Raw genomic sequence first — 23,136 nt, 5'->3', positions numbered from 1 at the left:
TTAGCTTGCTTTATTATGTTCGGTAAATTTTACTACCATTATCGAATAATCATCGTCAATCAATCTATCTCTACCTACAAAATCATGTAGTGAATCAATAATTTTAGTCTGAATTTCTTGTGGATTTAGTTCGTTGTAAACTTCCAATAAGGTCCTAACACGCTCATAACCGAATTGATTGGATTTGTTGTTTTTTGCTTCCACTATCCCGTCTGTGAATAAGACTAATACGTCTCCAGGCCGATAAGTGAATGTTCTTTCCACAACGTGATTTTCATATTGCTTGTTTCTTAAAATTCCCAAACCTAACCCATCAATCTCCAAATACTCTGATTTGTTTAATTTTTTCTTATGTATTAAAGTAGGAACATGGCCTGCCCGAGAATGACATATGGTTTGTTTTGCAGTGTTAATGATAAATATGGATGCAGTGATAAAGTGGTTACGCTCCAGACATTTGCTTAGTGCTGAATTCGCTTTGATCATAAATTCTGAGGGACTAAGATTCAGCTGAATCAGACTTTGGAAAATACCCTTCATCTGAGACATATGAAAAGCAGCTGAAGTTCCCTTTCCTGATACGTCACCAATAATCAATACATACCGATTTTCATCAAGCTTGTAAGTGTCGTAATAATCACCACCTACCTCATCCGCTGCATTGGAAAAAGCGCAAATGTCAAAGTACTCGTTATGATCTAATTGGGTAGGAAGTAGGGATTTTTGAACACGCTGAGCAATTTTCAATTCTTCTTGGTATCGTTCATTTAGGATGGCTTGATTGAGCAAACGATGATTTTCCACTGCAATACAAGCCTGCCTTCCAAAAGTGCTAATGATGTTCAACATTTCCTTGTTGAAGCCGTCCCGCACTTCCTTACACAGCACGATTTTACCAATAACAGATTTATTGATTACCAGAGGAACTAGGAGGATAGATTCATATTTTGAGTGAACAATCCTAAGATTAATAGGGCTTAAATTATCTGGTCGCTTTTCAGACTCCCAATCTTGAATAGTCTTCTGAGATTCGATCAATGCAGATATTTCTTCTCTTGTCTTCCGATCTATAAATCTCTCCTGGAAATAACCTTCTGGGAATTCATCACTTTTCATTGCCAACCATGCCGCATCGGCATAGGCAGCACTCATACAGGAGTCCATAAGAATATCCAGTACTTGCTCCTCATTTTCTTCTGGCTGTATAGACTGGCTCAGTCGTTGGAAATTGATCGCTTCAGTCAGCTTTTGCTCAAATACTGAGGAGGTTGGAAGGTTAAATAATGTTACTAAAAAGCTGAGAACGGCATAAACCAGGATAAACCAAAAAAGCGATATCAGGAATAAGTTACCCATGAGGTTTGCTGGGTAATAATCGTACTCCATATCCACTGTAATAGTGTACCAAAGTATGTAGCTAATGGATAAAATTATAATGGCAAGGAACAGAAGTGATTTCCATTTCTCTTTGAAAGTCAGATATGGAATCCATTTCAAATTAGTAGAGAGTATCACTGCTAAGATCCCAAGTAGGACCATGCCAAAATAGAAGCTGTATTCATAAGCCTCTCTATCAAAAAACACTAAGAACATTGCTATAAGCAGTGCAATTTCATAAGCCTGCCATTGTTTTACAACTCGCTTAGTTTTTTGGTAAAGAATAAGATGCTGCCATAATAATGAGGTAGAGATCAGAAAAATAGTCATCAGTCCAAAGCGGACATGATAAAAGAAAGTTTTGAGAAATGGATCTCCAGCGAGTTTACTTTCGCCCAGAGACGTGTAAAAAAAACCTATGATTAAATAGACAGAAACAGCGAATATTCCAGTCGACGCACCTCGCCAGATGAGATTGAGAAAGTCGCTTTGGGTACTTTTATTGATCGAATATTTATAAAAACTGTATACAGTAATAAAATATAGGATTTGCAAGATCCACGTAAATTCGATGGCAATTCCGGAATCCATCTCATTGAGTATCCCTACCAATCTGACCAAATTCACAAATAGCAAACCCAGCCATACGAGGATGGCGAGCAGCAGGCTTAGCTTTCCGATATGGATTTGCGGTAGTTTGATCATGAATGCGCTGCCACAATAATACTCATTCGGATTGGAAATAAATGAAGGTAGAGAGCTTACTGAATGCGGGTAGTTGTTAAAAAGTGTAAATTGAAGGGGCTCAGATCCTGAATCAAATAAATTCACATACAGACTAAGTCTTCGATCACTCCAGTTCCGTACTTCTCTTCTATTAGCGTAATTACTTTGCTTTTATTCATTAGCAATTCCTTTTTGATCGGACCTGAGTTTATTTTCACAAAGAGTTTTTTGTCTCGGATAAAAACCGATGAAGTTCGATCTGCAATAGTCTTTCCTACTATTTCTGGCCAATCATGAACCAGAGACTTTTCTTTGAATTTACCTTCTAAACGGTATGCTTTCAGCAAATCGTTGAAAGCTGACTCAAGTGGAGCAACCTCTTTTTTTCTACTATAATATCCGTCTCTACTCATAATTCCATTAACCTTAAACAAAAAGTGCTGCTGCGATGCTGTCTGCAAGTAGCTTTCCGCTTTTGCTCAAAGATAGGTTTTTATCCTTCCAAATGAGCCAGCCTTCAGAATCCATCTGAGACAATATTACTTTTTTCGTAGTCAGAAGATCTCTTCCAAAAACCCGGTTTATCTCTTCGAAATCTATTCCCCACAAGGTTCGCAATCCAGTAAGCATGTATTCGTTTAGTCTCTCGTCTTCGGAAAGATTGTCTATAATGAAAGGCAAAGTCTGACCTTCCAAACTTTTCAAATAAAGGGAATTATTGGAGGGATTTGCACCCCTATTTTGTCCATCAAAAGAATGAGCACTCGGCCCAACTCCTAAGTAGGGAACACCTTTCCAGTAATTGGTATTATGCAGAGCGAATTGATCAGGCTTTCCAAAGTTAGACACCTCATATTGTATATACCCGGCTTTTTCAGTTTGTTCTTGTAGGATTTCAAATTGCTCAGCGACGAAATCTTCATCAGCTGGTTTGAAATCACCTTTTTTCACCCAGTTGCCAAGTGCAGTTTTAGGTTCTACGGTAAGTGCATAACTGGAAATGTGCCCAGGATTCTGACTGATAGCCTCTGATAAATCGCGTTTCCAAAGGGAATGGTTTTCTTGGGGAAAACCATAGATTAAGTCCAGGCTGAATTTTTCGAAACCTACTTTTCTAGCTTTTTCTATGGCAGATTTAGACTCTTTAGCAGTATGTGCTCGATTATAGAATTTCAATACTTCCTCATCAAAACTCTGTATTCCTAGACTCAATCGGTCTATACCTAGACCTTTCCATGAGTTTAAGTTATTCTCACTCAGATCATCCGGGTTTGCCTCAAGCGTAACCTCCTTCCAGTCAGAGTTGAAAGAAAGGGAAATTTGATTTAGTATTTTTTCAATCAGAAGTGGAGGTAAAAGTGAAGGAGTTCCTCCGCCAAAATAGACTGTTTCAAGCTTCATGCCCTGCAGGTAATTAGCTCTCATTTTAATTTCCCGGCAAAGCATATCAGCCATCTGCTCGACTCTATCAAGATTTGTACTGAAGTGAAAATCGCAATAATGGCACGCCTGCCTGCAAAAAGGAATATGGATGTATATGCCAGCCAAAGTGAATTCTATTATTTTGCGAATATAATCATTCCCTAAGATCCCTTTGAAAACCTCCCTTTTGGCATTCTTTCTTTTTTTCATTGCCGGAGGACAGCTATGCGAAGCCCAAGGTGCATATTGGATCAAATGGACTACTGAGCCAGTCCAGGAATCTGCGGACTGGACTTCATATTCCAATAAGCTAGAGGGGAATAAGTATCTTGATTCATTGCAGCAATCATTTCAAAACCTCGGTTATCTTTCTCTTCTTTTGGAAAAGGAAGAAGTTTCAAAAGACTCCTTACTGTTGAAAATAGTTCTTGGAGAAAAGTATAGCTGGGAATCAATTTCTCTCGGCAATGTTCCAAAGGAATTCTCTGAAAATATTGATCCTATCACATCCGAATATAGTTCCGCTACCAGATGGATGAGAGAAGCTATTTCTAATGCTGAGAATAGGGGTTTCCCATTTGCACAAATTAAACTTGATAGCATTCAGCGTCGGGGAAACTTGCTTTCAGCAGTTTTTTACTTTGACTCAGGTCCGTTGATTCTTTGGGATAGCCTGAAAGTAGCCGGCGAAACAAAAACCCAGGAAAATTATTTGCAAAATACTACTGGGATCCGACCAGGTACTCCTTTTTCGCAAAAGCAACTCGACGCCGCAACGCTGGCATTGACTCGATCGCCTTATTTTGTTCAGACACAAGCTCCACAGGTCGATTTTCAAATACAAAAGGCACAGCCCACGTTCACTTTGAGAGATAGGAATACCAATGTTTTGGATGGAGTAATCGGGTTACTTCCAAATCAGAATGAACCAGGCAAGATGCTCATCACGGGACAGTTGGATTTAGAATTATATCATCTGGGTGGTAAAGGAAGAGATGTGGCTCTCCATTGGAAGCGTCTGAATATAGCCACTCAATCGCTGGAAATATCGGCCAAGGAGTCTTTCTTATTTAATGCTCCAATTGACGTGAGTGTAGGATTCAGCTTGCTCAAGCAAGATTCTACCTTTCTAAATAGATTCTTGAGTTTGGACTTTGGATACCATATTAGCCAAGAGAGTTATCTCCGATTTTTTACTAGGAGGAAATCCAGCGATGTGCTGAATACTGAGGCTTTTGATGAATTGACTGAATTACCTGAGGTAGCAGATTATCGCTGGAACCAATATGGGATTGGTTGGTCTTGGGATAGAAGGGATTCTCCAGTTTTCACAAGACGAGGTTTTTTGATTACTGGCGAATTTGCCCTAGGCAACAAAAGGATTATAGAGAATACAGGATTTCCGGCTGAGGTTTATGACAATCTTGACTTGAAGAGCCCACAATACTTGGGCAAACTGGAAATTGAAAAACATTTGTATGTTAGACCAACTTGGGGAATATGGTTAAAGGGAAGTGGAGGTTTTACCCAAAATCAAAACCTTCTTCTGAACGACCTTTTCCGTTTGGGAGGTTTGAAAAGCATCCGTGGGTTTAATGAGAATTACTTTTTTGCAAAGTTTTACGGGTACCTGAATATGGAACAAAGACTTTTTTTTGGAGAAAACTCATTTCTCATGGTTTTTGCTGACTTTGGCATTCTGGAAAACCCGTACTTTGCAATTTCCATTGATAAACCGATATCGTTTGGAGCAGGGATCAATCTTGATACTGGTTCTGGTATCTTTCGATTTATTTATGGTGTCGGGAAATCAAACCTTCAACCTTTACAATTCTCCTATTCTAGGATACATTTTGGCTATCTAGCCAGATTTTGAGTATGAAAAAATTGATCAGTAAGTCAATATTTATTTTTACACTTCTTTTGACAGTAGGAGAAGTAGCATTTGCTCAGGTTTTGGAAGATTACAATCCAATGTGGCAAGAAGGGGAGCGAGAGACTTGGTTCAGTTCAAATGATAGGTTGATTTTAGAGTTGGACCTGGAAACATTTCCGCTTGCCTACTATTCATTTGAATTCCCAGATCATTCTGTGGTTTTTATTGGTGAGAAACTATGGTTTTTTACAGAAAGAGATACGATGTTTAATGAGCAGGTGACGGAGCTCAAAAGAGTGTTTTCTGAGTCAAAAGTAAGTCTAACAGTTTTTAAGAATGGAATTTCTTCAGAACAGGCAAGTGTGATGAAGATCTTGAAGTCTGAGCCGTTAGGCGTAATTTCGACTAGCGAAGGGTTCTTCTCCAATAAAAGAGATTTTAATCGACAAGGTATTCGTGATTTTTTTATCGTTGCGATGATATCTTGCTTACTATTGATCACCTTGTATAAACTGGCATACCCCTTCATTTTTGCTATGATGATCAAGCCTATTTCCCTGCTTAATGCAGAAGATTTCTCTGAAAGTGGGAGTTTACAGAAGTTTTTTTCAGGAGATATTTTGTTATACGTATTTATTGTTAATACACTTTTGTCGCTAGCAATGGTGACCTCTATGGTGATCTTTCGTCAAGAATGGCTAGAAGTGAGGATGGAATTGAATTTCACTTCCCTTACAGTTTTATGGTTGTTAGGTTCATTTTTGCTTTTAGTGCTGACTATACTAAAGTTTACAGCTATCAGGATATTATCATATTTATTCGATTTAGGTAAATTAGAGTTCCCTCATTTTTTTTATTTGCTCCGCCTAGTAGTGATAGCGACTATAGTATTGATTTTTATATGCGCGTTTTTTTTACTTAATGATTTTTCAGCAATTAGGATTGCTTTAGAAGCATCATTTGTAGGGTTTTTCTGGATTTATATTTCCGGGATTTTAGGATTATTCCTAATTATGGTGAATAGACTCGGCTTTAAGAAATATCATTTATTTACTTACCTTTGCATCGCAGAATTAGTGCCCTTTTTAATCTTGGCCAAATTGGTGCTTGATTTGGGTTATTAATTGCGATAATCACCAAAAGGAATAAAAGAAGCATGAGCACAGTTACCAAAGACAGGTTTAGACCAGTAAAAAGTATCCTAGTATCTCAACCAGCCCCTGCGGGAGCGAATTCTCCCTATGTACAATTGGCAGAAAAGTATAATTTGAAGATTGATTTCCGTCAATTCATTAAGGTTGAGCCTGTAGTTCCAAAGGAATTTCGCAAGCAGAAGATTGATATTTTGAAGCATACTGCGGTGATTTTCACTAGCCGTAATGCTATAGATCATTTCTTTGCGATCTGCAAAGATTTCAAAATCGAAATGCCGGCAGATATGAAGTATTTCTGTATTTCAGATCAAACTGCACATTACCTTCAGAAGTATATTGTAATCCGAAAACGTAAATTATTCGTAGGTCAAAAGACAGCACAGGATTTATTTGATTACTTTAAAAAACATAAATCTGAAAAGTATCTTTTCCCTTGCTCTGATATCCGCAAAGACGATATTCCTGAATACATGCAAAAAAATGGGATAGCCTTTACAGAAGCTATCATTTATCATACGTTAGAAGCAGATTTGTCAGATTTGGCTGACGTCAAGTATGATATATTAGCCTTTTTTAGCCCATCAGGTATTAAATCATTGAAAATTAACTTCCCGGATTTCGAACAGGGAGCCACTCGTATAGCTGCTTTTGGACCTACCACAGCTCAAGCTGTAAGAGATTTGGATTTGTTTTTGGATATTGAGGCACCTATGCCAAATGCTCCAAGTATGACTGGTGCATTGGAGCTTTATATTAAAAAGGCAAATAATTTGTAAAACATAAAACCTAAGTCTGTGGTTTTTCAGTTTAAATTCTTACACTAGCTAATATATTAGACGAAACCACTACAAAATGTTTAAAAGAGGCCATAGTTTATATTTTTTGAGATACACATTTCTCATGTTCTTCTTTTTTGAGGTTTCTTCGCTGATGGCCCAGCAAGACCCTCAATTTACTCAGTACATGTACAACGGGATGTATTATAATCCCGCATTCGCTGGTAAAGATGGAGGTTTGAGGTTTTCAGCACTGCATCGCTCTCAATGGTTGAATTACACAACCAGCACAGGTCAAGGTGGAGCTCCTGTGACTCAGTTGGTGAGTGGTCAAGGAAGGATAGAAGGAAAAAATATTGGATATGGTCTTACCATTGTCAATGATCGAATTGGAGCTACTAGTAACTTAGAGGTCAATTTACAAGGGGCTTATCATAAAAAGCTCAACAGATCAACTTTAAGTGTAGGAGCGTATTTTGGAATGTTCTCCAGTGCATTAGATTATGGAGAACTAATTGTTGTTAATCCTGAACCGAATCTACCGGTAGCTGGAAAAGAAAGTCAATTGAACTTTAATTTTGGGGCAGGCTTATTGCTAGATGCTCGAAATTATTACATAGGTCTCAGTAGTAGACATATAAATGAGCCTAATTTTGATTTTGGAGATGGTTCCTATGCAAATCAATTGAAAAATCATTCGTATTTGCTCTTGGGATATAGGTTTAGACCGGTCGGTCAATTAGTTATTGAGCCAAGTTTTCTATTAAAATCAGTATCATTTAATAATTTTTCTTATGAGGCTAGCGTTATTGCTACTCATCAGAATAAAATAAGTGGGGGGATAGGGTTTAGAGGAGAAGAGTCAGTTTCATTAATTTTAGGCTATACCCTATTAAAAGATAATTCTTTGAAATTGGGATATGCCTTTGATTTGGTGTTTAGTGGAGTTGAAGCTAAATCTCCCACAAGTCATGAACTTATGCTTCGATATGCTTTATCCAATGTAAGTAGGGAAGTACAAAGAGTGATACAAAGAACACCAAGGTTTAGATTTTAAATTAGCTGAAATTCAATAGGAACGATGGTTGAGTTGAGAAAACAAACTAATATCAAAACCTCATATTTTGGCAGGTTATTTGCATTATTGTGCCAAATTCAGCTAAATTTCGAATCTTGAAAATACTTTACACATCGTAATTATTTGATGAACGAAAAAACGTCATTTATGTATAAAAAAATGAATGTTCGCTTATTGCCTCTTACTTTAGGGTTGGCACTAGTGACACTTTTACCTAGTTGTGGTCTTTTTAGTAAGAAAGGATCAGCTAGTGAAAAGATGAATAGAAGAGGAGAAGTAACAGGTGTTCCTAAGCGTACAAACTGGCAACAAAATCTTCCTTATGATATGGTTCCAGTAAAAGCTGGGACATTCTGGATGGGGCAAGCCGATGAAGATATTGCATTCTCGCAATCTGCATTGAACAAGCAAATAACCATCTCAGAATTTTTTATGGACAAATATGAAGTGTCCAATAACAAGTATCGTCAGTTTTTAGAGGCCGTCAAAAGCGGAACATATGAAACAGGTACTCCAACAACTTTAAAAGATCCTCCTCAATTAAATTATGATGAGCTTAAGCCGGACACTACAGTTTGGTCTACAAGTTTTGCATATCATTATGGAGATCCATTGATGGAATTTTATTTCGATCATCCAGCATTTGATAACTATCCAGTGGTAGGTGTTACTTGGGATCAAGCTAAAAAATACTGCGAATGGAGAACTTACCATATGAGAGCAAATGACGAGGTTGATTTTGATGGGCCTGCATTTGAACTTCCGTCTGAGGCAGAGTGGGAATACGCTGCTAAAGGAGGAAAGGAAGTAGCTAAATACCCTTGGGGTGGGCCTTACTTGAAGAATAAGAGAGGTTGCTTAATGGCTAATTTCAAGCCTGGACGTGGTAACTACATAGATGACGGTTTCCCTTATACAGCACCAGTTGATGTATTTGCACCAAATGGTTTTGGATTGTATAACATGTCTGGAAATGTGGCCGAATGGGTACTTGATGCTTATGCTACAACTTCTAGTTCAATTACCTGGGATTTGAATCCACTATATGAAGATCCAAATGAGCCTAGGAAAGTTGTAAGAGGAGGATCCTGGAAGGACATCGCCCACTACCTTGAAACAAGTACAAGGACATATGAATACGAAGATGTGGCTCAAGCTCACATTGGTTTTAGAACTAAAATGACATTCATTGGCCGTTCTGGATCGATGGATGTGAAAAGTTCAACAAGAAGAAGAAGATAAGAGAAATTTATCCCCACACATAAAATACCTTAAAACCTTAATTACATTATAACACATGGCTAGCAACAGCAACTCGTTTTCAGCAAAATTTTATTCCAGCATAATGCCGAAGGTTTACGGTATTGGTGCTGCTGTAGTTATTCTTGGTGCAATGTTCAAAATCTTAGATTGGCAATTTGCAAATCTTATGATTGGTGTAGGACTTAGTACTGAGGCATTAATTTTCTTCCTTTCTGCTTTCGAACCTAAATCTGAAGAAGTGGATTGGTCTAAAGTATATCCTGAATTAGCAGGCGATGCACCAGCAGCGCCAAGAGCCCAAAGAGTAGTTGCAGGTGGAGATCAAGTTTCTCAAAAGTTAGATGAAATGCTTTCTAAAGCTAAAGTGGGTCCTGAATTGATTGAAAGCCTTGGTAAAGGAATGCAAAATTTAGCTACTTCAGCTGAGAAAATGGGTAATTTATCAGACGCAGCGGTTGCAACGAATGAGTATGCTACTAATGTAAAGTCTGCAGCTAAAACTTTGGTGGACATGAATGCGTCGTACAGCAAAACTGCTGCTGCCCTGACTGAAATGTCCGCAGCTTCGCAAGATGCTAAGGCTTATCATACCCAAGTTGTCACTGTAACAAAAAATCTTTCTGCGCTTAATTCTGTCTACGAGATGGAACTTCAAGATGCTAATAGCCATGTTAAGACTCTGAATAAATTCTATGCTAACATGACTGCTGCAATGGAAGGTCTTACTGAAGCAGGTAAAGAAACTCAAGCTTTCAAAACAGAATTATCAAAATTGAATCAGAACGTTAGTTCATTGAATAAGATCTATGGTGGAATGCTATCCGCTATGAAAGGTTAATTTCTCTTCAATTCATTTTAAAATCCATTAAAACTTAAAAATGGCAGGAGCTAAAGAGACACCTAGACAGCGGATGATTGGTATGATGTACCTAGTATTAACGGCCCTTTTGGCCTTACAGGTAAGCAACCAAATCCTCCAAAAATTTATATTAATTAATGATGGAATGGAACGAACTTCCAGAAATTTCATCGGTAAAAACGTTTCTACAGTAGAGTCAATAGCTTATACAGTAGAGCAACAAGGCAATAAAGAAGTAGATGTGCCAAAAGTAGCAGCCTCTCAAGAAGTACGAGATGCTACTAAGGAAATTTATGACTACTTAGAAGGATTAAAGCAAGACTTGATTATTCAGTCTAATGCCAAGAATGACGAAGGGAATTTTGTCAATGCAAATCTCAAAAATACAGAAATCACGGGGAATTTGTTTGCAAATAATGGCAGAGGAGCTGAGATGAAGGAAAAGTTGAATGCTTATCCGGAACAGATTTCTGCAATTTTGACAAAGATTGGTTTTCCAGATCCGCAATTTGAGCCAATCGCGAAAGATGCTAAAGATATTGAGCTTTTTGCCAATGATAGAGAAGTAAAGAATAAGGATTTCGTTGCGCTGACGTTCGTGAAATCACCAGTTGGAGCTGTTATTGCCCTTATATCTCAGTTTCAAAATGAAATTTTGAACATAGAAAGTGAGTCATTGAAGGCAATACAGAATTCTATAGGTTCATTCTTTTTCAAGGCAGATGTTACTGAAGCTCGAATTGCCGCGCTGTCAAATGTGGTAGCAGCGGGTACTAAATTCGAAGCTGATATGTTTATAGCTTCTAGTTCTACTTCAGCAGCGCCTACTATGACGATAGATGGTCGCTCTGTGCCTGTAGATGCTTCGGGATTTGGTAAAATTGAATTTAACGTAACTCCAGCTTCGGAATATGATGACAGAGGATTGGCAAGAAGAGTTATCAACGGCGAAATCATCACTAATGTAGGTGGGGAAGACAAAGTTCTGCCGGTAGAATATGAATACTTCGTAGCCCAGCCAGTAATTAAGGTTTCATCTGAAGTTGTTCAGCAGCTATATGCTGATTGCGCTAATGAGCTTTTGATTGAAGTGCCTGCTCTTGGAAATACATATTCACCAGAATTTGCAGTAAGCAACGGTCAATCTATCAAGGGTAATAAGCCTGGCCAATTGACTGTAATTCCAGGCGCATCTGGAAAGGTAAATATTGGAGTTAGTAGCGGAGGAAATAAGATTGGTACAGTTGATTATGATATCAAGCCAGTTCCTTTGCCTAATTTGGTTCCTGCTGCTTCTAACGGCACTGAAATTGATCTGAGTCAAGCACAAGCAATCAGTTCTCTAATGGGGCTCAAGATGCTAGCCAAAGCAGAACCAACTTTTGCAAGAACAATGTCCAAAGATGCTGCTTTTGAAGTGACTGGTGGTGAAATGAGATTATTGAGAAACGAAGTACCGAGACAAACTACTCCTATCTCTAATGGTAATAGTTTAGCGATGCGTTCGTTATTAGAAAGTGCTAGAGCTGGAGATGTTGTGGTATTCGAAATTCGACAAGTCACCAGAACAAATTTCAGAGGAAATAAAATTCCTTCAGAATTAAGACAAGTTATCACTATTCGAGTTAAGTAATTCGAGTATTGGATTAACATAAACGAATGATTATGAAAAAGTTTCTGACAAAATTAATCCTTTCCCTACTCATCGCAATAGGGTTTTCGCCTCTAGTTAGTCAGGCGCAAATCCCTGCTACTAGCGTAAGTCCATCTGGATATGGTGATCGTCAGTTTGATATGGATACGATCTTTTCTGCAAAGAGAATTAGAGAAGATGATAAAATGTATCAAATTGGTGTCTGGAGAAGAATCGACCTGCGAGAGAAATACAATATGCCTCTTTATGGATCAGGAGATACTAAAGATAATGGCATTATTAATCAAATTTATGATGCTATTGTAGAGGAAAATGCTTTAGAAGTTTTCGGCGATGAGGAATTTACTCAGCCATTGTCTATCGCTGAATTTCAGGAGAACTTCTGGTTGAATGCGACTGGAGATAGTATTTTCTCAAAGCAACTTTATTATCTTGATTTCAGAGAAGATTTTGTTTTTGATAAGCATCATTCAGATATGGTATTTGATATCAAATATCTTGAATTGGTGATGCCGTCTGAGACGAACTCTAATGCTGGTCAGAAGACTATTGGTTTCATTCGATATAAAGATTTCTATAACTACTTCAAAGATCATCCTGAAGCTAGATGGCTTAATTTTCAGAATATGGCTAGGAGTCTAACCTATGACCAAGCTTTTGAAACAAGGTTATTTAGATCTGTAGTAAGGAGATTTACAAACTCTGAAGAGGCTCTGATAGCTGACCTTGTGGCTGTAGATCATCCTAATCCAGATATGCAGGCTTACGTAGATGCACTTGAATTTGAATATAAATTGCTAGAATATGAAAACTCCCTATGGGAGTGGTAATATAAAAGGGGCTTTTTAAGCCCCTTTATTTTTTTCTTTCCATGCTATCAATGCCTTTGCCCGACTAGTCCCTATTATCGCAGCTATTTCTTTTTCGCTTGCTTCACTTATCTTTTTAACTGATTTAAAGTGGCTTAATAAATTGTCTGCTGTGCTTTTTCCTATTCCTGGGATTGCTGTTAATTGTGTACCAAAAGCATTTTTGCTTCTGATATTCCTGTGAAATGTTATGGCAAATCGATGAGCTTCATCTCGGATTCTTTGTAATAGTCTTAAGCTCTCTGATTTCTTATCAATATGTACTGGGTAAGAATCACCTGGGAAGTATATTTCTTCCAGCCTTTTAGCTATACCAATGATTGGCATCTGACCATAAACTCCTAATTCCTTCAGAGCTTCTACCGCGGATGATAACTGACCTTTACCACCGTCTATTACAACCAACTTAGGCATTGGCTTGCCTTCGTCTAATAAGCGCTTATACCGACGCCCAACGACCTCTTTCATGCTAGCAAAGTCATCTGGCCCAACGACAGTTTTAATGTGGTAATGTCTATACTCTTTGACCGCAGGTTTACCATTTAAAAAGCAGACCATACTTGCTACAGGGTTTGTTCCTTGAATGTTGGAATTGTCGAAACATTCGATATGATCTGGAATTTCGGGCAGACTTAGGTCTTGTTGTAGTTGTCGGATCACACGATCCTTTTTATCTTGATTCAAGCCTATCAGCAGTGCTTTTTCCTTTTTGTAGTAAAGTGCATTTTTCAATGATAGCTCGATAAGCTTCTTCTTATCTCCAATCTTCGGATGGAATACATTCAGTCCTTCAATTTGTTCTGTCAATTCTATGTTTAGCAGGACTTCTTCAGCATCACTTTGAAATTGATCCTGAAGTCTAATCAATGCAGTTAAAAGCAACTGTTCATCTGATTCATCCAGTCTCTTTTTAAGCTCCACATTCTTCGAAGTAATAAGCGAACCATTCTTCACACGCATGAAATTCACATAGGCGTTCTTCTCATCGGATACGATGGTACACACATCCAGATTGTTAATGGAAGGACTTGCAATCAATGATTTAGCTTGATATTTTTCAAGCAAATCCAGTTTTTCCTTGAGTTTATGAGCTTTTTCAAATTCAAGATTTTCTGCATGCTGCTGCATTTCCTGCTTGAAATAGGTTTTAGCCACTCCAAGGTTTCCTTTCAGGATATGCTTTGCTTGCTCTAGATCTTTATTGTAATCTGTTTCATTTTGTAACCCTACACAAGGACCCTGACAATTCCCTATATGGTATTCCAGGCATACTTTATATTTCCCTTCAGCGATTTTATAAGGTGATAAATCGAGCTTGCAAGTTCGAATCGTGAATAGCTCTCGGATCAAATCCAACACATTATTCATTGCTTTGACACTTGCAAAAGGTCCATAATATGTACCCCGTCTAGGAATCATTTTCCTGGTGGGGAAGATTTGTGGGAAATTCTCTTTTGTTAAAAGTAAGTATGGGTAGGTCTTATCGTCTCGAAGTAGAATGTTATACTTTGGTTGAGACTTTTTTATCAAATTATTCTCCAAAAGGAGCGCGTCAAATTCACTATCAACTAAAGTGATTTCAATTCTTCGTATCTCCTTGACCATCTTTCTGGTTTTCAGATTAACGCCAGCATTTTTATTGAAATAGCTACTAACTCGCTTTTTTAAGCTTTTGGCTTTACCTACATAGATCAATTCATTCTCCTCATTAAAATACTTGTAAACCCCTGGATTATCTGGGAGTGTTAAGTGATCAGTAGGTGAAAAGGAGGATGATTGCATGGTATAAAATTAAAAAAAACAGCCTTGGGTTTAAGGCTGTTTTTGAAAGAGGTTCTATATTTTTTTAAAAGTCATTCTTTTTGGCATCATAATCAAAATCAGCAAACCGTTGACTTTCTTTTTCATAGACATCACAATCTATCTCTATGCTCAATGGACGTTCAGGTCTTGGGAATGGTCCTTTAGTATAACCTAGACTTTTATCAGCATACACTTTTTTCATAAAATTCTGCCAGATAGGTCTTGCAGTTCTACCACCTTGTCCTTCATACCAACTTCTAAAGTGAATGGCTCTATCATCTCCACCTACCCATGCACCACTAACTAGGTCTTTACTAATCCCCATATACCAGCCATCGGAAGCGTTTTGTGTTGTTCCAGTCTTACCCCCTAGTTCATTGTCCTGTCTTAATTCCCAATCGACCCCCTGACTTGTACCCCCGCTTTCTTCAAATCCTCCTCGGAGCATATACGTCATTAAGTAAGCATGTTCCTCACTCATTGCCGGTCTCTTTTTGGCTGTGAATTGTTGAATTACATTTCCATTTTTATCTTCAATTCTGTCGATGTAGAATGGTGTCGTATGCTCACCCTGATTGACAAAAGTCCCAAAGGCTCCCACCATTTCAAAAATAGAGACATCATTTACTCCTAGAGCCAAAGCTGGTACTTCCTCTAGATCACTTGTAACACCTAACCTTCTTGCAGTCTCAACAACAATTTTCGGGCTTAGCTTCTTCATCATATAGGCAGTGATCGAATTCACAGATTCAGCCATAGCATGTCTGATAGTCATTTTTTCGTAACTGAATTTTCCGTCTGCGTTTGAGGGACTCCATGCCGGCTGACCTGGAATATAGACTTCGACTGGCTGATCAATAACGCTATAGCACGGGCTGTAGCCGTTTTCAATGGCCGCCGCGTAAACAAAGGGTTTGAACGTAGAGCCGGGCTGTCTCTTTGCTCGGAGTACGTGATCATACTTGAAATACTTGTGGTCCAAACCACCTACCCAAGCTTTGATTTGCCCGGTATGTGCATCCATGCTCATAAAGCCAGTTTGAAGAAACTTCTTATAATACCTCATGGAGTCCATGGAGCTCATAAGAGTATCTATTTCCCCTTTTTCCCAAGAGAAAACTTTCATTTTCTTCTTCTCATTCAACTTTAGATTAATAGAATCTGTATCGTTACCGTATCGTACCTTAAGTAATCGGTAAGCCTCGGTCCTTCTTACTGCATCTTCGATGAAATTTGGTATGACACGATGATTTTCATCGATCCATGGATCCCTATTCCCCATTTCTTTATAGAATTTGGCTTGCAAAGTTGCCATGTGATCAGCAACTGCATCTTCTGCGTATTGCTGCATACGGCTATCGATAGTTGCATAAATCCTAAGGCCATCACCGTAAAGGTCATAGGCAGTTCCATCAGATTTCAGGTTTTCCTTCGTCCATTTGATCAAATCTGCCTTAACGATTTCTCTGAAATAAGTGGCTAATCCTTTATTTTGATTTGCTACACTGTAGTTAAGTTCTATTGGTAATTTTGACAAAGAATCATATTCACTATCTGTTAATGCATCATTTTTACGCATTTGAGATAGAACTGTATTCCGTCTGCGAAGTGAATTCTCTGGGTTGTAAACAGGGCTGTAATAGGAAGGGGCTTTGAATAAGCCGACTAATACGGCTGATTCTTGGACAGCAAGGTCTGAAGGTGTTTTATTGAAAAATGTCTTAGCAGCAGTTTTTATTCCGAACGCGTTAGATCCAAAATCAGAAGTATTGAGATAGAGTGTAAGTATCTCGTTTTTAGTATAGGCTTTTTCTAATTGGGTTGCTACAATCCACTCTTTCGTTTTGATAATGAGCATTCCTAAGCCTGGAATAGAGCTCAGCAAGCCTTGAGAAGCATCCGTCCTAGTCTTGAAAAGATTTTTTGCGGTTTGCTGACTTAGTGTTGATCCACCTCCGGCGTTTTGGCCAAGGAGAATTGATTTGACAAAAACACGAGCCATCGCCTGCATATCAATCCCTGAATGGTTTTCAAAACGCACATCCTCAGTCGATATCAATGCATTAACTAGGTTTGGAGCTAGTTCTTCGTATTTGACAGGGCTTCTGTTTTCACGGAAATATTGCCCTAGAAGAACTCCATCTGTAGAATATAATTCTGATGCAATTTCAGAATCAGGATTTTCCAACGCTTTAAAGTCTGGAAGAGATCCGAATAATCCCAGAAAGTTGATACTGACCATCCAGACAAACAGGATGAAACCAAAAAATCCTGCAATAAAGGCGATCCATAGATATTTTATGGTCTTGGATACCCAAGAGGATGTTTGGGGTTTTGTTTTGTTACTCATAGTTTACTTATAAGTGGACTTAAAGAAAGTCCTGTATTCTTCTAAATTTTTGCTTTTACTCAGTAATTGAAAGTTCTCGATCGATATCACAAATGAATTTGACTTTACTTCATCTGGAAGTCCTTCTGATTGGAATTCTTTTAGAAACTTGCTGTAATACTCTTTTGCTTTTTCGGCATTTGAAAAAGGGCTAATAATTAAAATCGTATTCTCCCTGTTGAAATTAAAGTCCCCTGTCCTCAATCTTTCCTTGGAGAAATTCGATGAATGAAAACTCTCGATATCGGGTAAAAGACTTTTTGCAGTTTCAGAAAGACTGGGGTCCATCACAAGTGCAAAGATATGCGTTGCCGCCTCATTGTATTTGTAGGGTGAGGAAGATGCTCCTTCATTTTCTTCTTCCTCTTCCGATGCCTTATTCTCAACTTGCGTGGAATCACCTTCTACTATTTCTTTTGGATTAAGTTCTGCTATTTCTTCCTGAGACAGCATAGGTTTTAGCATATTCCTTGCCAATTCCACCAAATTTTCGTCCTGCGTATTTTCTATATAATTTTCTAAGCGCTCTCGGTACTTAGCTCTACTTTCAGTTTTGCCAGAGACCATGATATCTAACAGAAGGAGTCGTTCCGTATTTCGAGTTAGTGGATAATCTTCTAATGTTGATTTTATGATAGCTTTACTAGACTGATACTGCCCATCATAATAGGCGTTATAAGCCTTTTCATATCTTTTGGAGGACTCAACATAGGCCAAATTACCCGATGCAGCATCTGGATTATTAACAGAGTAAGTGTATTGAGATTCGGGAAATTCCCTGTTCAGTCGGCTGACATATTGTTGGGAATTTCCTCCCAAATCTTTTTGTGCCAAATACAATAAATAATATGCCTCAGGTTTTCTAGAAGAGGCAGGATATACTCGAACCAAAGTTTCAAGATTGTCAACACTCTGTTCGGTTTCTTTTAGCTCAAAATATAAAAGCTTTCCTAATTCGAAGTAAGATTCCTCTAATTCAAGATTTAGCGTTGTAATCTGTTCGGGTGTATTTGGGATTTCTGCCAATAGATTATCTAAACTTGGCAATTGGCTTATAAGACTTTCTTTTTCCGTGGAAATAGAGTCCCCTTCAGTGAGCTCAGTAATTGTAGGGGCTGAACTTTGGAAACTCATAGCACTTCTCCTCCAATTATCCTGCAATGGGCGATTGCCCCAGGTTCTTCTAAAATCAATAGCTCCTTGTTGCATAGCGACGCTATTGTCAAAGTAAAACGATGAACCAGAACCTCTGTCACTAAATGCTAAGAGATTGTCGAAAACACTTGTGCTTCTGGGCTTCTGAAGTTCCTCAGCTTCCCGCATCAGTCGTTCTTCTTCTGATTTGATAAAGTTTTCAGCGACTAGTTTTTGCTCTTCAGGTGTTAAGTCTGCTAAACTTAACAAACTGTCATTGTTTTGGATTCTTTCAAAGTGAAAGACATATTGGTCAAGAGACTCTTTTTGACTTGTAATTTGAATCGCTACCGGATCATTCTCATTAATGTAGGTGAGTGCAGAATCCAGGTAGTACTTGGTGGCTCTGTAATCCTTAAATTCAGATAAATTTATTTCCGCCAGCTTCTGGTATATATAGCCTTTTACTCTGGGATTACTTCCAGGCTCTTTAGCTGCTTGGTGAAGTAAATCAAGAGTAAGTTGAGTGTCACCTTGCTTTGCCTCAAATAGTGCTTTTTCATAAATCACTACATCTTTTAGATCCTTGTTTTTTGGATCTTCATAGAGGTCGTCATAGTACTTACGTACCTTTCTGAGATCCTTTGAGGCATTCAGTTCCGCAACTTGTTGTGCATACAATTGGGCATAAAAGCTTCGCTCATAAGGAGGGTTTCCAGCGAGTGATTTTTCATAATATTCGTGAGCTAAGGCATCAAAGCCTTCCCGCTGATAACGCTGAGCCAGAATGAAGTTGATTCGGGATTCTTCTTTATTATTTCGAGAATACTCAATTGCCTTATCTAATGCGCCAATGACCCCACTTTTATCCCCTCGCCTTTCGTAGTAATAGGCTAATGTTCTGTATAACTCGTACCTGTTTTCATCAGAAATCCCAGATTCCTTGGAGAGGTAATCTATCGTGAAATTGGCGTTTTCAAATTCCCCTTGATCTACATAAAGACGAAGCAAGGTAATTAAGGTCTTATGACGCAGGTCATCACTTTTTGAATTTACATTAATATATTTAAACGTGTTTTGTGCATCGTCAAAGTGTGATTGGTAATAATCTAGCTTTCCGAGAATGTAGTAGCTATCATCTACCCAATTGCTGATTTTATGCCATTCTATGGCTTTTGAGGCTAATTCGCGGGAGGATTGGAGTTTCTCTTCATTAGATTGAATTGTTGCAGAATCCAGCGGAATAAATACCGGTAGTACCTGAGTATAGTCCTCTTTGTAGTTTTGGTAAACTTCGGCTTCTACCTCCTTTAATCTTACATCTGCTAAGTAGTACGCATTAAAATGCGCAGTGACATTATGAAATGTCCTGTTTGTAAAGGTGTTGCGCTCTGAAGAGCACGCTACGCAAAAAAATAAAATGACTACTACAAGCCTGGAAAATATCTTCATGAGTTGTTTTGCCCAATTCAAGTAGCAAAATAGGTTTTTTGATTTACTTAGTGAACGAATACTGTGGTCTATTATTTGTGTTCACCTGACTCACTAAGATATAACTAGCAATTTTTAACAAAAATAGTCTCAATTAACGCAATTATGAGCCCAGAAGACAAAGATTCCAAGTCAAACGGTACTCCAGTTTATGTGAAATACATTGGTCTATCTTTCCAGTTATTTGGAATAATAGGTGCGGGTACCTGGTTTGGGTGGTGGCTTCAGCAGCGAAGTGAAATGAAGTTTCCCGTTTGGCTACTCTTGTTCTGTTTCCTTTCTATCATCCTGGCTTTTTATCAACTCTGGATGTCCATGAAGCAGGATAATAAGTGAGTTTAAAAAAATGAGGTAATTTTGCAGGCTAACAGTCAATTACTATGCGCTTGCCTAAAAATATGCATCTTCAATTCCTCCTTTTCTCAACAGCAGTAGCGGGGTTGATCGGTTTATTTAGTGTTTTATTGCCAGATATTGTACACGAAAAAATCTGGAACATTTATTCTTTTATGGTGATTCTGTCTTTTTTGATCAGCTTATTGAATGCGTTTCTGCTGAAATCATTTGCCGAAAATTTCTTCAATATCATGGTTTTAGCTATGATTCTGAGATTTATAGCCACAATTGTATTTATTGGATTTGCTGTTTGGCCAGGAATGGAGAATATTATTCTGTTTATAGCGGATTTCTTCGTAGTTTTTTTGTTCTACTTAGTTTTTGATATCTACGCCTTTCTGTCTAACTTGCGCCCGATTTCAAAGTAGCCCTCAAAAAAAAGAGTTAATGAAGCGTAAAATACTGGCCCTAAGTCTTTTAATTTCAGCATTTTTGCTAGGTTTTAATAGCAACACTTTTGCCGCAGAGCAAGAAGAAGACAAGACTAGCTTCATCATGCATCACGTGAAGGACTCTCATGAGTGGCATTTGGTGACTTTTGGTCATACTCACGTCACTCTTCCACTTCCAGTTATTGTATATTCTGGTGATAGAGGGTTGGAGTTCTTTAAGTCTTCTGATTTCCAAAATCATGAAACTCATTCTTTTGGAGAAGAATACGCTCACGAAGGTTACTATATAGATGAGCATGATCATTTGGGAAGAGTAGATCACGGCAGCTTTATTGAATTCTCTATTACTAAGAACGTGGTCATGCTGTTTATCGTATTGATCTTCGTAGGTTGGCTAGCGCTTTCTGCAGCTTCTTTCTATAAGAAAAATGGCGCTGTTGCTCCTAAAGGTGCTGCTGCTATCATTGAGCCAATTGTTATTTTCGTAAGAGACGATATTGCAAAAGAATCAATTGGGCCACAATACAAGCGTTTTGTTCCTTATTTGATTACCCTTTTCCTATTTGTTTGGTTTGGTAACTTACTTGGGCTTATCCCAGGTGCAGCCAACATGACTGGAAATATTGCTGTCACCTTGGTGTTGGCGACATTGACTTTCATCATCACCAATGTGAATGGAAATAAGGATTATTGGAAGCACGTCTTTATGACTCCAGGTGTCCCTCCTTTGATGTTATTGATTATCGTTCCTGTAGAGATTATCGGTTTGTTTACCAAGCCTTTCGCTTTGATGGTTCGACTTTTTGTTGCGATCACAGCAGGACACATTGTAATCCTTGGCTTCATAGCTTTGGCCTTTATCTTTGAATCGTATACTATCGGTGTGGCAAGTACGCTGATGGTTACCTTTATAAATCTAATTGAGTTATTGGTTGCTACTATTCAGGCTTATGTATTCACGCTGTTCTCAGCGATGTACATTGGTTCGGCAGTAGCTGAGCATGCTCATGCAGATCATTAATAAGTAATTTCTTTGTTCAATTTATAAATCTAAGTTTATGTTAACTATTATCTTGTTGACTGCTGGTTACGCTCTAATGGGAGCTGGTATCGGTGCAGGTATTGTTGCGATTGGCGCAGGCCTTGGTATCGGTCGTATTGGTGGACAGGCAATGGAAGCTATTGCTCGTCAGCCAGAAGCTGCTGGTAAAATCCAGGGTGCAATGTTGATTATTGCAGCCTTGATCGAGGTGGTTTCCCTGTTCGCAGCGGTAATCTGTTTGTTGATCGCGCTAAACATCGCGGAGATCGCATAATTTACTTGAAGAGGGATTGGCGCTAGGCCTTTCCCTTTTCTTTATTCTATTGAACAATCTGAGATAATACAAACTCCATGGATTTAATCACACCAGGTACCGGTCTTATTTTCTGGCAATTATTTGGCTTTCTAGGCCTACTTTTCATCCTGATCAAGTTTGCATGGAAGCCTATGCTAGCTGCTTTGGACGAAAGAGAAGGTAGCATCAACAATGCTTTGAAAGCTGCAGAAACTGCTAGAAATGAAATGGCAAATTTGAAAGCTGAGAATGAAAAACTTCTTGCTGATGCCAGACTTGAAAGAGATACTATTTTGAAGAAAGCTCAGGACGCTTCTGTGAAAATGATCGATGATGCAAAAGCTGACGCTGTGAAGGCTGGTGCTTTGATGATCGAAAATGCAAAAGCTGTTATTGAGACTGAGAAGAAAGCTGCTTTGGCAGATGTCAAAACTCAGGTTGCTACGCTATCTCTTGCAGTTACTGAGAAGCTATTGAGAGCAAATCTATCCGACAGCAAATCTCAAAAAGATTTGGTAGAAGGATTCATCAAAGAACTTAAGCTTAACTAATCCACCTCCATGTCAAACCAGAGAGTAGCATCCCGCTATGCCAAGTCAATCATGGAACTTTCTTTGGAAAAAGGAAGATTAGAGGAGGTACATTCTGATTTCCTTCGTCTTACTGCGTTGGAAGCTAGCAATCGTGAATTGGGATTGGTTCTTAAGAACCCTGTCGTCAATTCGGATAAGAAATTGAATGTGCTTAAAGCACTTTTTGCTAAGGGATCTGATCCTCTTACCATGACCTTCTTTGAGATTGTCTCTCGTAAGAATAGAGAGGAGATTCTTCTAGACGTCGCAAAAGAATTTGAAAACCAGTACAATCTTCATATGTCTATTCAGGTAGCTGAGTTGACTACTACTTTTCCTATTGATGATAAACTACGCAAGGAGTTTTCTGAAGTAGTAAAAGAAATTTCTGGTAAGAAGACGGTACAATTGGTGGAGAAAGTAAATCCAGACTTAATCGGTGGGTATATTTTGAAAGTAAATGACCGTCAGCTTGACGAATCATTGAGTAGCAAATTGAGACAGTTGAAGACTCAGTTTATCACAAATCATTACGAAAGTAAAATCTAACAAAAAGCATTAATCTATA

The 23,136-nt window shown here is 38.4% G+C and carries 20 protein-coding genes; 14 read left to right on the top strand and 6 right to left on the bottom strand.

Features of this window, described 5'->3' with window-relative positions; translation table 11 throughout:
- From ACPUEN_RS13085 to hemW, 3 genes are read right to left on the bottom strand one after another with little or no spacing between them, the layout of a single operon-like run.
- The gene (locus tag ACPUEN_RS13085; protein WP_425636356.1) at positions 1 to 2,208 is read right to left on the bottom strand and encodes a GAF domain-containing SpoIIE family protein phosphatase; all 2,208 of its coding nucleotides are present in this window, start codon (positions 2,206 to 2,208) and stop codon (positions 1 to 3) included.
- Complete coding sequence (locus tag ACPUEN_RS13080) at positions 2,205 to 2,516, bottom strand: DUF721 domain-containing protein (protein ID WP_425636355.1); 312 nt, start codon at positions 2,514 to 2,516, stop codon at positions 2,205 to 2,207. The genes ACPUEN_RS13085 and ACPUEN_RS13080 overlap by 4 nt, the downstream gene beginning before the upstream one ends.
- 13 nt (positions 2,517 to 2,529) lie before the next feature.
- Positions 2,530 to 3,735, bottom strand: a complete 1,206-nt coding sequence (hemW, locus tag ACPUEN_RS13075) for a radical SAM family heme chaperone HemW (RefSeq protein ID WP_425636354.1) — start codon at positions 3,733 to 3,735, stop codon at positions 2,530 to 2,532.
- Between hemW and ACPUEN_RS13070 the strand changes: the two genes are divergently transcribed.
- The 8 genes from ACPUEN_RS13070 (at position 3,713) to gldN (ending at position 13,015) form a co-directional block, all read left to right on the top strand.
- Positions 3,713 to 5,401: a BamA/TamA family outer membrane protein gene (locus ACPUEN_RS13070; RefSeq protein ID WP_425636353.1), complete on the top strand. Its 1,689-nt coding sequence runs from the start codon at positions 3,713 to 3,715 to the stop codon at positions 5,399 to 5,401. The genes hemW and ACPUEN_RS13070 overlap by 23 nt on opposite strands.
- Before the next feature lie 2 nt (positions 5,402 to 5,403).
- The gene (locus tag ACPUEN_RS13065) at positions 5,404 to 6,525 is read left to right on the top strand and encodes a DUF4271 domain-containing protein (RefSeq protein ID WP_425636352.1); all 1,122 of its coding nucleotides are present in this window, start codon (positions 5,404 to 5,406) and stop codon (positions 6,523 to 6,525) included.
- Between the two features lie 32 nt (positions 6,526 to 6,557).
- Positions 6,558 to 7,331 carry a uroporphyrinogen-III synthase gene (locus ACPUEN_RS13060; RefSeq protein WP_111612390.1) on the top strand — a complete coding sequence of 258 codons (774 nt, stop codon included), beginning with the start codon at positions 6,558 to 6,560 and terminating at the stop codon, positions 7,329 to 7,331.
- Between the two features lie 76 nt (positions 7,332 to 7,407).
- The gene (locus tag ACPUEN_RS13055) at positions 7,408 to 8,388 is read left to right on the top strand and encodes a PorP/SprF family type IX secretion system membrane protein (RefSeq protein WP_425636351.1); all 981 of its coding nucleotides are present in this window, start codon (positions 7,408 to 7,410) and stop codon (positions 8,386 to 8,388) included.
- Between the two features lie 168 nt (positions 8,389 to 8,556).
- Entirely contained in the window at positions 8,557 to 9,651 is a 1,095-nt protein-coding gene (gldK, locus tag ACPUEN_RS13050) for a gliding motility lipoprotein GldK (protein WP_425636350.1), read from the top strand.
- A 55-nt stretch (positions 9,652 to 9,706) separates the two neighbouring features.
- Positions 9,707 to 10,510, top strand: a complete 804-nt coding sequence (gene gldL / locus ACPUEN_RS13045) for a gliding motility protein GldL (protein ID WP_425636349.1) — start codon at positions 9,707 to 9,709, stop codon at positions 10,508 to 10,510.
- A 40-nt stretch (positions 10,511 to 10,550) separates the two neighbouring features.
- Entirely contained in the window at positions 10,551 to 12,164 is a 1,614-nt protein-coding gene (gene gldM / locus ACPUEN_RS13040) for a gliding motility protein GldM (RefSeq protein ID WP_425636348.1), read from the top strand.
- A gap of 32 nt (positions 12,165 to 12,196) precedes the next feature.
- The gene (gene gldN, locus ACPUEN_RS13035) at positions 12,197 to 13,015 is read left to right on the top strand and encodes a gliding motility protein GldN (protein ID WP_425636347.1); all 819 of its coding nucleotides are present in this window, start codon (positions 12,197 to 12,199) and stop codon (positions 13,013 to 13,015) included.
- A gap of 15 nt (positions 13,016 to 13,030) precedes the next feature.
- On the opposite strand, the gene uvrC is transcribed toward gldN, so the two are convergent.
- The 3 genes from uvrC to ACPUEN_RS13020 all read right to left on the bottom strand — a co-directional run bounded on the left by uvrC (position 13,031) and on the right by ACPUEN_RS13020 (position 19,832).
- Entirely contained in the window at positions 13,031 to 14,836 is a 1,806-nt protein-coding gene (uvrC, locus tag ACPUEN_RS13030; RefSeq protein ID WP_425636346.1) for an excinuclease ABC subunit UvrC, read from the bottom strand.
- Between the two features lie 64 nt (positions 14,837 to 14,900).
- A complete protein-coding gene (locus ACPUEN_RS13025) occupies positions 14,901 to 17,207 on the bottom strand; it encodes a penicillin-binding protein 1A (RefSeq protein ID WP_425636345.1) in 2,307 nt (768 codons plus the stop codon).
- A gap of 3 nt (positions 17,208 to 17,210) precedes the next feature.
- Entirely contained in the window at positions 17,211 to 19,832 is a 2,622-nt protein-coding gene (locus ACPUEN_RS13020; protein WP_425636344.1) for a tetratricopeptide repeat protein, read from the bottom strand.
- Between the two features lie 144 nt (positions 19,833 to 19,976).
- Between ACPUEN_RS13020 and ACPUEN_RS13015 the strand changes: the two genes are divergently transcribed.
- The 6 genes from ACPUEN_RS13015 to atpH all read left to right on the top strand — a co-directional run bounded on the left by ACPUEN_RS13015 (position 19,977) and on the right by atpH (position 23,117).
- Positions 19,977 to 20,207 (top strand): AtpZ/AtpI family protein, encoded by a 231-nt coding sequence (locus tag ACPUEN_RS13015; RefSeq protein ID WP_425636343.1) that lies wholly within the window; start codon positions 19,977 to 19,979, stop codon positions 20,205 to 20,207.
- Positions 20,208 to 20,269: 62 nt separating this feature from the next.
- Positions 20,270 to 20,635 (top strand): hypothetical protein, encoded by a 366-nt coding sequence (locus tag ACPUEN_RS13010; RefSeq protein ID WP_425636342.1) that lies wholly within the window; start codon positions 20,270 to 20,272, stop codon positions 20,633 to 20,635.
- Between the two features lie 19 nt (positions 20,636 to 20,654).
- Entirely contained in the window at positions 20,655 to 21,680 is a 1,026-nt protein-coding gene (atpB, locus tag ACPUEN_RS13005; RefSeq protein WP_425636341.1) for a F0F1 ATP synthase subunit A, read from the top strand.
- Between the two features lie 37 nt (positions 21,681 to 21,717).
- Positions 21,718 to 21,975 carry an ATP synthase F0 subunit C gene (gene atpE, locus ACPUEN_RS13000; protein WP_111318661.1) on the top strand — a complete coding sequence of 86 codons (258 nt, stop codon included), beginning with the start codon at positions 21,718 to 21,720 and terminating at the stop codon, positions 21,973 to 21,975.
- Between the two features lie 77 nt (positions 21,976 to 22,052).
- Positions 22,053 to 22,547 carry a F0F1 ATP synthase subunit B gene (gene atpF / locus ACPUEN_RS12995; RefSeq protein ID WP_425636340.1) on the top strand — a complete coding sequence of 165 codons (495 nt, stop codon included), beginning with the start codon at positions 22,053 to 22,055 and terminating at the stop codon, positions 22,545 to 22,547.
- A 9-nt stretch (positions 22,548 to 22,556) separates the two neighbouring features.
- Positions 22,557 to 23,117 carry an ATP synthase F1 subunit delta gene (atpH, locus tag ACPUEN_RS12990; protein ID WP_425636339.1) on the top strand — a complete coding sequence of 187 codons (561 nt, stop codon included), beginning with the start codon at positions 22,557 to 22,559 and terminating at the stop codon, positions 23,115 to 23,117.
- The last annotated feature ends 19 nt before the right edge of the window (positions 23,118 to 23,136 follow it).

It is taken from the genome of Algoriphagus yeomjeoni, from assembly GCF_049821175.1.
Taxonomy (GTDB): Bacteria; Bacteroidota; Bacteroidia; order Cytophagales; family Cyclobacteriaceae; genus Algoriphagus; species Algoriphagus yeomjeoni_A.
Note: the sequence above shows the minus strand (reverse complement) of the source record. Positions and strands in the feature narration are given on the sequence as shown.

Coding starts and splice junctions, on each gene's coding strand:
- ACPUEN_RS13055 (WP_425636351.1), top strand. CDS start 7,408: ATGTTTAAAAGAGGCCATAGTTTATATTTTTTGAGATACACATTTCTC.
- ACPUEN_RS13080 (WP_425636355.1), bottom strand. CDS start 2,516: ATGAGTAGAGACGGATATTATAGTAGAAAAAAAGAGGTTGCTCCACTT.
- gldN (WP_425636347.1), top strand. CDS start 12,197: ATGAAAAAGTTTCTGACAAAATTAATCCTTTCCCTACTCATCGCAATA.
- gldK (WP_425636350.1), top strand. CDS start 8,557: ATGTATAAAAAAATGAATGTTCGCTTATTGCCTCTTACTTTAGGGTTG.
- atpE (WP_111318661.1), top strand. CDS start 21,718: ATGTTAACTATTATCTTGTTGACTGCTGGTTACGCTCTAATGGGAGCT.
- uvrC (WP_425636346.1), bottom strand. CDS start 14,836: ATGCAATCATCCTCCTTTTCACCTACTGATCACTTAACACTCCCAGAT.
- atpH (WP_425636339.1), top strand. CDS start 22,557: ATGTCAAACCAGAGAGTAGCATCCCGCTATGCCAAGTCAATCATGGAA.
- gldL (WP_425636349.1), top strand. CDS start 9,707: ATGGCTAGCAACAGCAACTCGTTTTCAGCAAAATTTTATTCCAGCATA.
- ACPUEN_RS13025 (WP_425636345.1), bottom strand. CDS start 17,207: ATGAGTAACAAAACAAAACCCCAAACATCCTCTTGGGTATCCAAGACC.
- gldM (WP_425636348.1), top strand. CDS start 10,551: ATGGCAGGAGCTAAAGAGACACCTAGACAGCGGATGATTGGTATGATG.
- ACPUEN_RS13065 (WP_425636352.1), top strand. CDS start 5,404: ATGAAAAAATTGATCAGTAAGTCAATATTTATTTTTACACTTCTTTTG.
- ACPUEN_RS13060 (WP_111612390.1), top strand. CDS start 6,558: ATGAGCACAGTTACCAAAGACAGGTTTAGACCAGTAAAAAGTATCCTA.
- hemW (WP_425636354.1), bottom strand. CDS start 3,735: ATGAAAAAAAGAAAGAATGCCAAAAGGGAGGTTTTCAAAGGGATCTTA.
- ACPUEN_RS13010 (WP_425636342.1), top strand. CDS start 20,270: ATGCATCTTCAATTCCTCCTTTTCTCAACAGCAGTAGCGGGGTTGATC.
- ACPUEN_RS13015 (WP_425636343.1), top strand. CDS start 19,977: ATGAGCCCAGAAGACAAAGATTCCAAGTCAAACGGTACTCCAGTTTAT.
- atpF (WP_425636340.1), top strand. CDS start 22,053: ATGGATTTAATCACACCAGGTACCGGTCTTATTTTCTGGCAATTATTT.
- atpB (WP_425636341.1), top strand. CDS start 20,655: ATGAAGCGTAAAATACTGGCCCTAAGTCTTTTAATTTCAGCATTTTTG.
- ACPUEN_RS13020 (WP_425636344.1), bottom strand. CDS start 19,832: ATGAAGATATTTTCCAGGCTTGTAGTAGTCATTTTATTTTTTTGCGTA.